At 74.6% G+C, this 13,481-nt stretch carries 13 protein-coding genes and 1 riboswitch; of the genes, 8 read left to right on the forward strand and 5 right to left on the reverse strand.

Features of this window, described 5'->3' with window-relative positions; all coding sequences use genetic code 11:
• Window positions 1-160: 160 nt before the first annotated feature.
• The 5 genes from ACFYZR_RS01310 (at window position 161) to ACFYZR_RS01330 (ending at window position 6,223) form a co-directional block, all read left to right on the forward strand.
• Window positions 161-991 carry an ATP-binding cassette domain-containing protein gene (locus ACFYZR_RS01310; RefSeq protein WP_391903196.1) on the forward strand — a complete coding sequence of 277 codons (831 nt, stop codon included), beginning with the start codon at window positions 161-163 and terminating at the stop codon, window positions 989-991.
• Entirely contained in the window at window positions 963-3,119 is a 2,157-nt protein-coding gene (locus ACFYZR_RS01315; RefSeq protein WP_391903199.1) for a YhgE/Pip family protein, read from the forward strand. Before ACFYZR_RS01310 ends, ACFYZR_RS01315 begins: the two co-directional genes overlap by 29 nt.
• Before the next feature lie 35 nt (window positions 3,120-3,154).
• Window positions 3,155-3,769 (forward strand): TetR/AcrR family transcriptional regulator, encoded by a 615-nt coding sequence (locus ACFYZR_RS01320; protein ID WP_391903202.1) that lies wholly within the window; start codon window positions 3,155-3,157, stop codon window positions 3,767-3,769.
• A gap of 274 nt (window positions 3,770-4,043) precedes the next feature.
• Window positions 4,044-4,652: a DUF4126 domain-containing protein gene (locus ACFYZR_RS01325; protein WP_391903205.1), complete on the forward strand. Its 609-nt coding sequence runs from the start codon at window positions 4,044-4,046 to the stop codon at window positions 4,650-4,652.
• A gap of 56 nt (window positions 4,653-4,708) precedes the next feature.
• Window positions 4,709-6,223: a phytoene desaturase family protein gene (locus tag ACFYZR_RS01330; protein ID WP_391903208.1), complete on the forward strand. Its 1,515-nt coding sequence runs from the start codon at window positions 4,709-4,711 to the stop codon at window positions 6,221-6,223.
• Window positions 6,224-6,257: 34 nt separating this feature from the next.
• On the opposite strand, the gene ACFYZR_RS01335 is transcribed toward ACFYZR_RS01330, so the two are convergent.
• The 5 genes from ACFYZR_RS01335 to ACFYZR_RS01355 all read right to left on the reverse strand — a co-directional run bounded on the left by ACFYZR_RS01335 (window position 6,258) and on the right by ACFYZR_RS01355 (window position 10,743).
• Window positions 6,258-7,193, reverse strand: coding sequence for a hypothetical protein (locus tag ACFYZR_RS01335; protein ID WP_391903211.1), 936 nt, complete (start codon window positions 7,191-7,193; stop codon window positions 6,258-6,260).
• 40 nt (window positions 7,194-7,233) lie between these two features.
• Entirely contained in the window at window positions 7,234-8,151 is a 918-nt protein-coding gene (gene metF / locus ACFYZR_RS01340) for a methylenetetrahydrofolate reductase [NAD(P)H] (protein ID WP_391903215.1), read from the reverse strand.
• 108 nt (window positions 8,152-8,259) lie between these two features.
• Complete coding sequence (gene thiE, locus ACFYZR_RS01345) at window positions 8,260-8,913, reverse strand: thiamine phosphate synthase (RefSeq protein WP_391903218.1); 654 nt, start codon at window positions 8,911-8,913, stop codon at window positions 8,260-8,262.
• Window positions 8,914-9,011: 98 nt separating this feature from the next.
• Window positions 9,012-9,377, reverse strand: a complete 366-nt coding sequence (locus ACFYZR_RS01350) for an Rv2175c family DNA-binding protein (RefSeq protein WP_229356771.1) — start codon at window positions 9,375-9,377, stop codon at window positions 9,012-9,014.
• Window positions 9,378-9,516: 139 nt separating this feature from the next.
• A complete protein-coding gene (locus ACFYZR_RS01355; protein ID WP_391903223.1) occupies window positions 9,517-10,743 on the reverse strand; it encodes an NAD(P)/FAD-dependent oxidoreductase in 1,227 nt (408 codons plus the stop codon).
• A 152-nt stretch (window positions 10,744-10,895) separates the two neighbouring features.
• Window positions 10,896-11,008, forward strand: a riboswitch (TPP riboswitch).
• A 105-nt stretch (window positions 11,009-11,113) separates the two neighbouring features.
• Between ACFYZR_RS01355 and thiO the strand changes: the two genes are divergently transcribed.
• Genes thiO through ACFYZR_RS01370 form a run of 3 tightly spaced genes read left to right on the forward strand, consistent with a single transcriptional unit; the run spans window position 11,114 to window position 13,287 of the window.
• Window positions 11,114-12,259: a glycine oxidase ThiO gene (gene thiO, locus ACFYZR_RS01360; protein WP_391903226.1), complete on the forward strand. Its 1,146-nt coding sequence runs from the start codon at window positions 11,114-11,116 to the stop codon at window positions 12,257-12,259.
• Window positions 12,256-12,480 carry a sulfur carrier protein ThiS gene (thiS, locus tag ACFYZR_RS01365; RefSeq protein WP_391903231.1) on the forward strand — a complete coding sequence of 75 codons (225 nt, stop codon included), beginning with the start codon at window positions 12,256-12,258 and terminating at the stop codon, window positions 12,478-12,480. Before thiO ends, thiS begins: the two co-directional genes overlap by 4 nt.
• Window positions 12,481-12,489: 9 nt before the next feature.
• Window positions 12,490-13,287, forward strand: coding sequence for a thiazole synthase (locus ACFYZR_RS01370; protein ID WP_391903234.1), 798 nt, complete (start codon window positions 12,490-12,492; stop codon window positions 13,285-13,287).
• Window positions 13,288-13,481: the final 194 nt, after the last annotated feature.

Consider the following 13,481-nt stretch of genomic DNA (forward strand, 5'->3'; position numbering starts at 1 on the left):
CCCACGGCCCCGCACCTCTCGCCACGCGCCCTCGCGTACCCCTGCGAACCAGCCACGACCTGCGTGAACTCGACGGCGGAAGAGCGGGGTTGACGGCGGAGGGGAGCGATCCGCCATACTTTTGCACTGACCGGTCAGTCCAAGGTTGTCTGGAGGTCCTGTGGACGGCACTCCGAACGGAGCCGCGATCGCGGCGGAGGGCCTCGGCGTCCGGGGGCCGCGCGGCTGGGCGTTCCGCGCGGTGGACGTCGACGCGCCACCCGGTTCGCTGGTGGCGGTCGTGGGCCCCTCCGGCTCGGGCCGCACCTGTCTCCTGCTCACTCTCACCGGCCGTATGCGGCCGTCCGCCGGACGCGCCGAGGTCGCGGGTCTGGCCCTGCCCCGGCGGATGGCGGCCGTCCGGCGCGTGAGCGCCCTCGCGCACGTCCCGGGCGTCGCCGAGCTCGACGGCTCCCTGACCGTCGGCGAGCACCTGCGCGAACGGGCGCTGCTGCAGCGGAGGTTCGGCGCCCCGCCCGGCGCACTGTTCCGCACCGGCACGCTGTTCCGCACCGGGGCACTGTTCCGCACCGGGGAGGAGAAGGCGGCGCGGGAGGCGGCCCGTACCGAGGCCGTGCTCATGTCCGCCGGGCTGGACGTGTCCGCGCTGCCCAAGGGCGCCGGCACACCCGTGCGGGACCTGGGGCGGCTGGAGGCGCTGCGGCTGGCGCTGGCCCTCGCGCTCGTCGGCGCGCCCCGGCTCGTCGCGGTGGACGACACCGACCTCAAGCTCACGGCCGCCGAACGCGACCGGGCATGGGCGCTGCTGCGCTCGCTCGCCGGGGCCGGTACGACCGTGCTCGCGGTGTGCGCGGAGGCGCCGCCGGGTGACGCGGTGGTCGTCCGTACCGCCCCGGCCATGCCCCAGGCCATGTCCCAGGCCCCGTCACAGGCCCCGTCCCAGGCCCCGAAGGGAGCGGCGGATGCGCTCGCCGAAACTGGCCGTCCTTGAGCTGAAACGATTCGGGAGGGGCCGGCTGCCGCGCGCCGCGCTCGTCGCCCTCCTCCTGCTGCCCCTCCTCTACGGCGCGTTGTACCTGTGGTCCTTCTGGGACCCCTACGGGCGGCTCGACAAGGTGCCGGTGGCGCTGGTCAACGCCGACCGGGGCACGACCGTGGACGGGCAGCGGCTGGCGGCGGGCGACTCGATCGTCAAGGGCCTGCGCGACTCCAAGTCCTTCCAGTGGCACGAGACGAGCGCCGACAAGGCCCGCGAAGGGGTCGAGAAGGGGACGTACTACCTGTCGTTGACCATCCCGGCCGACTTCAGCGAGCAGCTCGCCTCCAGTTCGGGCGACTCCCCCGTGACCGGCGCGCTCCAGGTCCGTACGAACGACGCGAACAACTACATCGTCGGCCAGATCTCCCGATCGGTCTTCTCCGAGGTCCGCGCGGCCGCGTCCCGCAGGACGTCGCGTTCCTTCTACGACAAGATCTTCGTCTCCTTCTCCGGCCTCCACGGAAAGACGGAGGAGGCGGCGAAGGGCGCCGACCGGCTCGGCGAGGGCATCGGCGAGGCCCGCAAGGGCGCCGGGGACCTCAAGGACGGCCTGACCCGCGCCCGGCACGGCAGCGGCGAGCTGGAGCAGGGCGTGGACCGGCTCCACGCCGGCGCGGGCACCCTGGACTCCGCCGCGCGGCAACTGGCCACCGGCGCCGCGCGGGTGGCGGACGGCACCCGGCAGCTGGCCGACAAGGTGAACGGCGTCGCGGGCAAGGAGGGCGCGTTCGTCAAGGAGCACGCGGGCGAGATCGGGGAGGCCGCCCGCGGCGTCGCCCGCGAGGCGCGGACCGTCCGCGAGCACCTGGCCGACCTCCCCTCCCCCGCCGTCACTGGCCCGCTCGCCAGGGCCGGCAGGCGCGGCGCGGACGACCTGTCCGCCGCCTACGACAGGCTGTGCGCCGGGCCCGCGCCCGGCACCGGCACCGGCACCGGCACGACAGGGGACTTCTGCCCGGCCCTGAAGAAGGCCGTGTTCGCCGCGCGGCAGTCGGCCGAGGGCGCCGAGAAGCTCGACGCGCTCATGCGGAACGAGGACGGCGCGCTCGACCGGCTCCCCGGCCGGCTGGACGCCCTGCGCGCCTCCGCCGAACGGCTCGCCGACGAGGCCCCGCACCTGGCGCGGGACATCGACGGCGCCGTACGGAAGGTCAACGCCCTCAACGACGGCGCCCAGCAGGTGGCCGAGGGCGCCGGCCGGATCGGCGCGGGCGCCGGTCGGCTGCGCGACGGGCTCGGCACCGCCCGGACGGGCGCCGCCGATCTCGACGACGGCATCGGCAGGCTGCGCGAGGGCGCGGACACGCTCCAGGGCGGCATGGTCAAGCTGTCCGACGGCTCCACCCGGCTCGCGGGCGGCCTCCACGACGGCGCCGCGAAGATCCCCGACTACGGCAAGAAGGACCGCGACGCCCGCACCGAAGTGATGGCGGACCCGGTCGCCCTGGCCTCCAAGGCGCTCCACAAGGCCCCCGACTACGGCACCGGATTCGCCCCCTACTTCATCCCGCTCTCGCTCTGGGTGGGCGCGATGGTCGCCTACATGCTGATCCAGCCCCTCAACCGGCGCGCGCTGGCCGCCGGCGCCTCCGCCTGGCGGATCGCCCTCGCGGGCTGGCTTCCCGTCGTCGCCGTCGGCGTCCTCCAGGCGGCCGCGCTGCTCGCCGTCCTCCACTGGGCGCTGGGCCTGCGACCGGAACGGGCGGCGGGCACGGCCGCCTTCCTCGTCCTCGTCACCGCGTGTTTCGCGGCCGTCGTCCAGTGGCTGAACGCCCGCTTCGGGCCCGCCGGGCGCATCCTCGTCCTCGCCCTGCTGATGCTCCAGCTGACCTCGGCGGGCGGCACCTACCCGGTGCAGACCAGCCCCGGGTTCTTCAACGCGATCCACCCCTTCCTGCCGATGAGTTACGTCGTCCAGGGGCTGCGCCACCTCATCACCGGCGGCGGGCTCGCCCCCGTCTGGCAGGCGTGCGGAGTCCTCGTGGCCTTCACCGCCGCGGCCCTGGCCCTGACGGCGCTCTCGGCGCGGGGCAAGCAGGTCTGGTCCGTGGACCGGCTCCACCCGGAGCTGAGCCTGTGAGCGCGAATACGCCCGGTACAGGGAGAATCACCCTCATGGACAGCAGCGGTACGCGCCGGCAGAACACTCGACGCAGGCTCTTCGAGGCAGCGGTCACCCTCATCGCCGAACAGGGTTTCTCCTCCACCACGGTGGACGAGATCGCCGAGCGCGCCGGCGTCGCCAAGGGCACGGTCTACTACAACTTCGCCAGCAAGACCGTGCTGTTCGAGGAGCTGCTGCGGCACGGCATCGAGCTGCTGACCGACTCCCTCCAGGCCGCCGCCGACGAGACCGCCGAGCGCGGCGGCAGCCGGGTCGACGCCCTGGACGCCATGATCCGGGCGGGCCTGGACTTCATCACCCGCTACCCCTCGCTCACCCAGCTCTACGTGGCCGAGCTGTGGCGCACCAACCGGGCCTGGCAGTCGACGCTGACGCAGGTGCGGCGCAAGGCGATCGCCGTCATCGAGTCCGTCCTCACGGAAGCGGTCGCGGCGGGCGAGCTGAGCGTGGAGCTGGACATCCCGCTGACGGCGTCGGCGCTGTTCGGCATGGTGCTGGTGGCGGCGCTGGACTGGCAGTCGTTCCAGCCGGAACGGTCGATCGACGAGGTGCACTCCGCGCTGTCACGGCTGCTGCAGGGGCGGGTGAGCGGCGCCGGCCGCTAGCGCGCGAACGTCCGCCGGCCCGGTGCGGTCCGATCCCCCTCGGTCCGCACCGGGCCGGCGTTCCCCCGTGCCTCCCCCGTGTCTCCCCCGGTCGCGTCGGGGTCCGCCGTCCGCCGTTCCGCCGCCCCGTATCGGCGGTGCCGGCTCCGGCGGCCCCTTCCGCGACCACCACTCTTCCTCCCCGACGGGGTGCGCCCCATCCGCGCGCGTACTCATCTCCGCCCCTGAGTACGCGTACTCAGGCGCCCCGGGGAAGGCGGTTACGATCATCCGCGTGTCGGTGCTTCCTTTGGTGTTCACGAGCGGCTGGGCCAGCGGTGTCAACGCCTATGCCGTGGTCCTCCTGCTCGGTCTGCTCGGTGCGACGGGGGTGAGCGACGACGTGCCCGGGGCGCTCCAGCGCCCCGACGTCCTGATCGTGGCGGGCGTGCTCTTCCTCTGCGAGGCCGTCGCCGACAAGATCCCGTACGTGGACACGGTCTGGGACGCGGTCCACACCGTCGTCCGGCCCATCGCCGGAGGCGTGGTGGGCGCCCTGCTGGCCGGCCAGAACGGCTCCCTGCCGGAGCTCGCGGCGGGTGCGGTGGGCGGCTCGGCCGCGCTGCTGAGCCACCTGGTGAAGGCGGGCACACGCATGGCGGTCAATACGTCGCCGGAGCCGGCGAGCAACATCGTGCTGAGCCTGGTGGAGGACCTGGGCGTCGCGGCCCTGATCGTGTTCGCGATCTTCCACCCGCTGGCCGCGGCGGTCGTTGCGGGGACGCTGCTGGCGGCGGGGATCGCGGTGGTGGTGTTCCTGTGGAAGCGGGTGCGGGCGTTCCTGCGGCGCCGCCGCGAGCGGCGGCACGAACGGCGGCGTGCAGTCAGCCCGTCCGGGGTCTGAGGGCCAGGGGTCCGGGGGCTCCGCCCCCTGAAGAAACCCCAGATAGGGTCGACCCCATGGCAAGGATCGCAGTAATCGGCGCGGGCATGGGCGCCATGGCAGCCGCCGCCCGGCTCGCCGTCGCAGGCCACGGCGTGACCGTGTACGAGCGGGCGGAAACGCACGGCGGAGGCGTCGAACGGCTCACCCGGGACGGCTTCGTCTTCGACACGGGCCCCACCCTCCTCCACCTGCCCGCCGTCTACCGCGATCTGTTCGTCAAGACCGGCAAGGAGTCGCTGGAGCAGAGCGTCGGGCTCGTCCAGGTCGACCCGGCGAGCCGCCATCTCTTCGCCGACGGTACGGACTTCACGCTGCCCAACGCCTCCCGGGCCGGTGTCGTCGCCGCGCTCGACGCGGCGGTGGGCGCGGGCGCCGGCGAGCGGTGGAGCGAGCTGGTGAACCGGGCGCGCGAGGTGTGGGACGCGACGCGCCGCCCGCTGCTGGAGGAGCCGCTGCGCGCGGAGCGCGCCGAGGCCCTGGGCCGGGATCCCTATCCGGCGCTGCCCCACCGCAGGGGGCTGTTCCGCCGCCCGGTGCCGGTGACGCTCGCCTCCGTCGCCGAACGGGAGCTGACGGACCCGCGTCTGATCGCCCTGCTGGAGAGCCACGCCCTCGCCTACGGGCTCGACCCGCGCCACGCGCCCGGGAGCGCGACGGTCCTGCCGTACATGGAGCAGACCTTCGGCAGCTGGTACGTGACCGGCGGCATGCGCGCGCTCGCGGACGCGCTGTACGAGCGGTGCCTGGCGCGGCGCGTGGAGTTCCGCTTCGGTTCCGGCGTCGTCGGCGTCGTGGAGAGGGACGGGCGCGCGGCCGGGGTGCGGCTGGCCGACGGAAGCGTGGCCGAGGCCGATGTGGTGGTGGCCGGGGTCTCCCCCGCCCGGCTGGCGGCCATCGCGCCGGGCGCGGTGGAGTCCGCGCCGGCGCCCTCGGCGCCCGTGCCGCCGGGCAGGTTCAGCGTGTTCCTGGCGCTCTCCGGCGCCCGCCCCGAGGGCACCGCGCACCGTACGGTCGTCCACGGCGGTGACCGCGCGGCGGAGCTGGACGCGGTCTTCGGCACCGCCGCCGCGCCCGCCTACCGCCCGACGGTGACCGTCCTGCGGCCGGGTGACCCGGCGACCGTCCCCGCCGACGGGTACGAGGCCGTGACCCTCACGGCCACGGTCGCGCCGCACGGCGGGCGCGTCGACTGGCGTGACAAGCCGACCGCCAGGGAGTTCGCGGACCGGATGGTCGAGGCCGCGAAGGCGGCGATCCCGGATCTCGCGGAGCGGCGGCTGTGGCGCGGGGTCCGCACTCCCGCCGACACGGAGGCGACGACCGGGGCCGAGGGCGGCGGGGTGCCCGCGCCCGTACTGGCCGGTGCGCGGGGGGCGTTCCTGCGCCCGGGCAATCTCACGCGGCTGCCCGGGCTCCATCTGGTGGGCGGCTTCGCCCACCCCGGCGGCGGGCTGGCGCACGCCGGGATGTCGGGGGCGATGGTCGCGGGCCTGGTGGTCTCCGGGGCCGACTGGCGCGGCTCCCAGTAGGACGCCGGGGCCCGGGGCCGGCCTCGGCCCGGCCTCAGTAGCGGTAGTGCTGTTCGTCGTACCCGTGGCCGTACGGCGGGTTCTGCTCGGGCGGGGTGGCCGGGGCCGCCGGGGTGCCCGGGGTGTCGGTGTCCCGCTGCTGCGGCACCCAGACTCCACCGGGCGGGGTGTCCGTGTCGTACTGCTGGGGGGCGTACGCGCCCGCCGAGTAGGCGCCGACACCGTACTGCTGCTGGGGGTAGGACTGCTGCTGACCGTAGGCGTCGTACGTCTCGTAGGACGGGGGACGGTTGCCGATGTACGGGTCGGAGTAGGCCGCGTACTGGCCCTGGGCCTGCCCGTAGTCGAAAGCGCCGTTGTCGAAGGCACCGTTGGCGCCGTTGTCGTAGCCGCCCTGGGCGGGCGTGCCGCCGTACGGGCCGAAGCCGTCGCCGCCCGGGGCGTCGTGGCCCATGAGGTGGGGCTGTTCGGCGGTCGGCTGGTGGGGGACGCCCGGCATCGGGTCCGGCATGCCCGCCACGCCGGCGGCGACCGTCGGCATGGCGTCGGGGCCGGAGACGGGCAGGGTCATGTCGGGGGCGGCCGGCGCGGGCCCGGCCGGGGCCGGAGCCGGGACGCGCTCGCCGCCCTTGCGGCGGCGCGCGGCGCGGCCGCCGGCCGCCCGGGACTTCGCCGGTGCCGGACCGGCCGGCCCGGCGCCGTCGCCGTCGTCGGCGCCCTTGCGGAGGGCCCAGCCGCGGGAGAAGCCGCGCCGGAAGGAGAGCGTCACAAAGGTCTGCCCCACCCCGAAGGCGAGGGCGCCGATGACGATGACGACCACGGACGGCACGATCACGCCGGCGACCACGCCGAGGAAGCCGGTGAAGGCGAGCAGCCGCCAGCGCAGCCGCGCCTTGTACTGCAGCAGCACCTCGGCGAGCAGCCAGAGCGCGACGACGCCGAACGCGATGTAGAGGACCGTCCAGCCCATCCAACGCCCCTCTCGTACGGCCGCCGTCGCCGGCCGGCCGTCAGGACCGCTGGTGCAGTCCCAGGTTCTGGTAGATCTCCAACGTGGCCGTGGAGTGGTTCAGGGTAATGAAATGCAACCCGGGAATCTCCTCGGCCATCAACCGAGCACACAGGTCCGTCGCGTACTCGATCCCGATTGAGCGTACAGCGGCCGTGTCGTCCTTGACCGCGAGGATCCGTTCGGCGAGCTCCGAGGGGAACGCCGCGTTGCTGAGCTGAGCGAATCGTTCGATCTGCCGCACGTTGGTGACCGGCATGATTTCCGGGATGATCGGGGTGTCGCAGCCGGCCGCCGCGACCCGGTCGCGCAGCCGCAGATAGTCCTCCGGGTGGAAGAACATCTGGGTGATGGCGAAGTCGGCGCCCGCCCGGCACTTGTCCACGAAATGACGGACGTCCGAGTCCCAGTCCGTGGAGCGGGGGTGCATCTCGGGGAAGGCGGCGACGCCCACGCAGAAGTCGCCGGACTCCTTGATGAGCCGGACGAGCTCGGCGGCGTAGCGGACGCCGTCGGGGTGGCGCACCCACTCGCCCATGGGGTCGCCGGGCGGGTCGCCGCGCAGCGCGAGCATGTTGCGGATGCCCACGTCGGCGTACTGCCCGATGACGTTGCGCAGCTCGGCGACCGAGTGGTTGACGGCCGTCAGATGGGCGACGGGGGTGAGGGTGGTGTCGGTGGCGATGCGCTCGGTGGCGCGGACCGTGCCCTCACGGGAGGAGCCGCCGGCGCCGTAGGTCACGGAGACGAAGGTGGGAGCGACGGCTTCGATCCGCCGGATGGCGTCCCACAGGGTCCGTTCGCCCTTCTCCGTCCTGGGGGCGGCGAACTCGAACGAGTACGAGCGCTCGCCGGAGGCGAGCAGCTCACGGACGGTGCGCGCGTGGTCTGTCCTGGTGGAGGCAGTGCCAAGGGCCATACCGGCAAGTTAACCAGCGGTGCGGTGGACGCCCCAACCAAGAATGGTGTTATGCCCGTTTGATCCGACGGATGTCCATGATCTGTCCCACTCCTTGGACAGCGGTGGTCACACGTCGTAGGCGCGGACGCGCTCGGCGAGCCGCGCGGCGGCCTCGCCCGGGTCGTCCGCCTCGGTGATGGCGCGGACGACGACCACGCGGCGCGCGCCCGCCTCCAGCACCTGCTCCAGATTGCCCGCGTCGATGCCGCCGATGGCGAACCACGGCCGGGCGGGCTCGAGGGAGGCCGCGTAGCGGACGAGGGAGAGGCCCGGGGCGTGGCGGCCGGGCTTGGTGGGCGTGGGCCAGCAGGGGCCGGTGCAGAAGTAGTCCACGCCGGGCTCGGCGACGGCGGCGGCCACCTCGGCCTCGGCGTGCGTGGAGTGGCCGATCAGGACCTCGTCGCCGAGGATCGCCCGGGCGGCGGGCACGGGCAGATCGCCCTGGCCCAGGTGGAGCACGCCGGAGCCGGCGGCATGGGCGACGTCGGCGCGGTCGTTGACCGCGAAGAGCTTGCCGTGGCGACGGGCGGCCTCGGCGAAGACGGCGAGGTGCTCCAGCTCCTCACCGGCCTCCATGCCCTTGTCGCGGAGCTGGACGATGTCCACTCCGGAGGAGAGGACCGCGTCGAGGAACTCCGGCAGGTCGCCCTGGCGCTTGCGCGCGTCGGTGCACAGATACAGCCGGGCCTCGGCGAGCCGCTCGCGCGCGGTGACGGACATCGGGTGCTTCTCCCCCAGGTGGGCGGTGTGCGGGCGCGGGGCAGGGCCCCGCGCCCGCACACCGGACGGTGCTTCAGGCGGTGCTTGCTAAGGACAGGTCAGACGGCGAGCGCCTGGGCGCGGCGCTTCACCTCCGTGCCACGATTCTCGCTCAGCGCCTGCGCGGGGGTGCCGGGCAGGGTCGGGTCGGCGGTGAACAGCCACTCCAGCATCTCCTCGTCGCTGAAGCCGTCGTCACGCAGCAGCGTCAGGGTCCCGGCCAGGCCCTTGACGACCTTGCCCTCGCTGATGAAAGCGGCGGGCACCATGAGCACGCGGTTCTCGCCCCGGCGCACGGCGATCAGCTGGCCCTCCTTGACCAGCTGCCGGACACGCGTCACCTCGATGCCCAGCATCTCCGCGATGTCGGGGAGGTTGAGCCAGGCGGGTACGAGCGCATCGATCTTCACGTCAATCTCGGTCACGGGACAAGCCTGCCATCCGGGACTGACAGCCGGTAGCCGGGTTGACCCGAGCCGGGCCCCGGCCACCCCACCGGCCCCCCGCCGGCCCTCCTCCGGCCCCCGGATCGGCCTCGTGCCCGCCCCGGACGACGGACCGTCCTCAGACCACGGCGGCCTTCAGCGGAACGGACGCGTCCGCCGCCCTGGCCCGGTCCAGGACCGCGCCCTTCTCGATGAGCTTGCGCCCCTGCGCCAGATCGCGCGGCCGCCCCACGGCCAGCAGGGCCACCAGGACGCCCGAGCGCAGCCAGCACACCGTCCAGGCCAAGCCTGCGGGGTTGCCCCGCCAGACGAGCTCGTCGGCGGCCGCGTGGTGCCCCGCGTACTGCACGAACCGGCCGAACTGCTCGGACCAGAAGTACGGCACCGGGTCGTAGACCGAGCCCTCCTCGGGGCCGTGGACGATGTTCTCGGCGACGGTCCGGGGGCCCTGGAGGGCGTTGTCCCAGTGGTGGACCAGCAGCCGCTCGCCGTAGCGGGCCGAGGGGAAGGAGGCGCAGTCGCCGACCGCGTAGACGTCCGGCAGCGAGGTGCGCAGGCGGTCGTCGGTGACGACGGAGCGGTCCGCCGCCAGCTCGATCCCCGAGCCCGCGAGCCAGCCCGTGGCGGGGCGCGCCCCGATGCCGACGACGACGGCGTCGGCGGGCAGCCGGGTGCCGTCGTCGAGGACGACAGCGCCGGGCTCGACGGCCGTGACCCGGGCGCCGGTCAGCAGCCTTGCGCCGCTGTGGGCGTACCAGTCGACCATGTGGGCGGCGACCTCGGCGGGCATGGCGCCCGCGAGCGGCCGGTCGGCGGCCTCGACGACCGTCACCCGGCAGCCCGCCTCCCGGGCGGCGGTGGCGAACTCGGCGCCGATCCAGCCCGCTCCGACGGCGACGATGTCCTGCTGCCGGGCGAGGACGGGGCGCAGCCGCTCGGCGTCGTCGACGGTGCGCAGGACGTGGACGCCGGGCAGGTCCCCGGCTCCGGGCAGGCCGATGGGCTCGGCGCCGGTGGCGACGACCAGGACGTCGTAGCCGAGGGGCCCCTCGGCGGTGTCCAGGACGTGCTCGGCGGCGCGCAGGCCGGTGGCCGCGAGGCCGAGCCGCAGGTCGATGCCGAGCGAGTCGAAGTCCACGGCGAAGGCGGAGCCCTCGGCCTTGCCGAGCAGCACGGACTTGGACAGGGGCGGCCGGTCGTAGGGCTGGTGGGGCTCGTCGCCCAGGAGGGTGATGGTGCCGGTCCAGCCCTGTTCGCGCAGGGCGATGGCGGTCTGCACCCCGGCCATCCCCGCGCCGACGATCACGACGCGCCGGTCACTGCTGGTGTTCGTCTCCTCGCTCACACGATCAACTGTAGGCCCGATGCCCCGGTACGCCGGAGCGCCGCGTGAGGAGACCTCTGACACAACGTCACCGCACGGGGGCGGCGCGGGGCCGCCGACCGTGCCCGGCCGCCCTTCCGGGCGGTCCTCGGGCCGTACTAGGGTGGCAAGCTGCAAGCACTCGCGGGAGCCCGGGCGGACCGGGCTGAGAGGGAGGCTGGACGGCCTCCGACCGTACGAACCTGATCCGGGTCATGCCGGCGAAGGGAGGGGCTGGACGCCCATGCACGCGCATCGAACCCCTGGGGATCGAACACCGGCACATCGAACCAGGGCGCGCCCCGCGCGCCCGTACCGTCCGGGTCCCGCGCCGCGGACACCCGACGTCCTGGTGATCGGCGGCGGACTGATCGGCCTGGTCACGGCCTGGCGCACGGCCCAGCGCGGGCTGCGCGTGGCCGTGGCCGACCCCGCGCCCGGCGGGGGCGCGGCCCGGGTGGCCGCCGGGATGCTGGCCGCCGTCACCGAGCTCCACTACGGCGAGGAGACCCTCCTCGCCCTCAATCTGGCCTCGGCGCGGCGCTATCCCGCCTTCACGGCCGAGCTGGAGGAGGCCGCCGGCCTGGAGACCGGCTACCGCGCCTGCGGGACGCTCGCGGTCGCCCTGGACGCCGACGACCGGGCCCATCTGCGGGAGCTCCACGACCTCCAGCGCCGCTGCGGCCTCACGTCGCAGTGGCTGACCGGGCGCGAGTGCCGCCGGCTGGAGCCGATGCTCGCGCCGGGCGTGCGCGGCGGCCTCCACGCCCTCGGCGACCACCAGACCGACCCCCGGCGGCTCGCCCGGGCGCTGCTGGTGGCCTGCGAGCGCGAGGGCGTGGCCTTCCACCGCTCGGAGGCCGTACGGCTGCTGCTGACCGGGGACCGGGCCACGGGGGCGCTGCTCGCCGACGGCACCCGGCTCGCCGCCGGCCGGACCGTCCTGGCCGCCGGGAGCCTCAGCGGCCGGCTGACGGGCCTGCCCGAGGACGTCGTACCGCCGGTCCGCCCGGTCAAGGGCCAGGTCCTGCGACTGCGCGTGCCGGAGTCGTACACGGCGGTCAACGGGCCCTTCCTCTCCCGGACCGTCCGGGCCGTGGTGCGCGGCGGGCACGTCTACCTCGTGCCGCGCGAGAACGGCGAGCTGGTCGTCGGGGCGACGACCGAGGAGCTGGGCTGGGACACGACCGTGACGGCCGGCGGCGTCTACGAGCTGCTGCGCGACGCCCACGAGCTGGTGCCCGGCATCACCGAGCTGCCGCTCGTGGAGACCCTCGCCGGGCTGCGCCCCGGCTCGCCCGACAACGCCCCGCTGCTGGGCCCGACCGCCCTGCCGGGCCTGTTCGCGGCCACCGGCCACCACCGCAACGGCGTGCTGCTCACCCCCGTCACCGGGGACGTGATGGCCGAGGCGCTGACCACCGGCCGGCTGCCCGAGGAGGCCCGGCCGTTCTCCCCACTACGCTTCACCCCCGCACTTCAGGAGCAGCCCGCATGACCGGCAGCGACATGACCACGCACATCATCAGCGTCAACGGCGAGCCGACGACCGTCCCGGCGGGGACGACGCTCGACGGGCTCGTGGCGACGCTCACCACCGAGCGCGGCGGGGTCGCCGCCGCCGTCAACGAGGCCGTGGTCCCCCGGGGCCAGTGGCCGGCGACCGCCCTCGGCGAGGGCGACCGGGTCGAGGTGCTCACCGCGGTTCAGGGAGGCTGATCAGCACAGATGGCGGACGATCTGCTCACCATCGCGGACACCCCGTTCACCTCCCGGCTGATCATGGGCACGGGTGGCGCCCCCAGCCTGGACGTCCTGGAGCGCGCCCTGCTGGCCTCCGGCACGGAGCTGACCACGGTCGCGATGCGGCGGCTGGACGCGACGGTACGGGGCTCCGTGCTGTCCGTCCTGGAGAAGCACGGCATCCGGGTGCTGCCGAACACGGCGGGCTGCTTCACCGCGGGCGAGGCGGTCCTCACCGCCCGGCTGGCCCGGGAGGCGCTCGGCACGGACTGGGTGAAGCTGGAGGTGATCGCCGACGAGCGCACCCTGCTGCCCGACCCGATCGAGCTCCTGGACGCCGCGGAGATCCTCGTCGACGACGGCTTCACCGTGCTGCCGTACACCAACGACGACCCGGTCCTGGCCCGCAAGCTGGAGGACGTCGGCTGCGCGGCGATCATGCCGCTGGGCGCGCCCATCGGCTCGGGCCTGGGCATCCGCAACCCCCACAACTTCCAGCTGATCACCGAGCGGGCGTCCGTCCCGGTGATCCTGGACGCGGGCGCGGGCACCGCGTCGGACGCGGCGCTGGCCATGGAGCTGGGGTGCGCGGCGGTGATGCTGGCGTCGGCGGTGACGCGGGCGCAGGAGCCGGTACTGATGGCGGAGGCGATGCGGCACGCGGTCGAGGCGGGGCGGCTGGCGCATCGCGCCGGGCGCATCCCCCGCCGCCACTTCGCGGAGGCGTCCTCCACGATGGAGGGCCTCGCGGCCCTCGACCCGGAGCGGCCGGCGTTCGCGTAGCGGGAACGGTGCGGCCCGGTGGGCCCGTTTGTGCCCACCCTCCCCCAGCTACCGCTGGGAGGTGCCCCCAGCCTTGCGGAACGCCTGCCCACAAACGGGCGGGGGTGCGAGGGGGCGCAGCCCCGCTCGGAAACGGTGAAAGGGCGGGGCTGGGGCGAGCGCCCGCAGGGCCCGCCACCAGCGCCCCTGTCACC

The organism is Streptomyces sp. NPDC001678 (assembly GCF_042892945.1).
Lineage (GTDB): Bacteria > Actinomycetota > Actinomycetes > Streptomycetales > Streptomycetaceae > Streptomyces.

Coding starts and splice junctions, on each gene's coding strand:
- ACFYZR_RS01320 (WP_391903202.1), top strand. CDS start 3,155: ATGGACAGCAGCGGTACGCGCCGGCAGAACACTCGACGCAGGCTCTTC.
- ACFYZR_RS01330 (WP_391903208.1), top strand. CDS start 4,709: ATGGCAAGGATCGCAGTAATCGGCGCGGGCATGGGCGCCATGGCAGCC.
- thiS (WP_391903231.1), top strand. CDS start 12,256: ATGACCGGCAGCGACATGACCACGCACATCATCAGCGTCAACGGCGAG.
- ACFYZR_RS01315 (WP_391903199.1), top strand. CDS start 963: ATGCGCTCGCCGAAACTGGCCGTCCTTGAGCTGAAACGATTCGGGAGG.
- ACFYZR_RS01335 (WP_391903211.1), bottom strand. CDS start 7,193: ATGGGCTGGACGGTCCTCTACATCGCGTTCGGCGTCGTCGCGCTCTGG.
- ACFYZR_RS01370 (WP_391903234.1), top strand. CDS start 12,490: ATGGCGGACGATCTGCTCACCATCGCGGACACCCCGTTCACCTCCCGG.
- metF (WP_391903215.1), bottom strand. CDS start 8,151: ATGGCCCTTGGCACTGCCTCCACCAGGACAGACCACGCGCGCACCGTC.
- thiE (WP_391903218.1), bottom strand. CDS start 8,913: ATGTCCGTCACCGCGCGCGAGCGGCTCGCCGAGGCCCGGCTGTATCTG.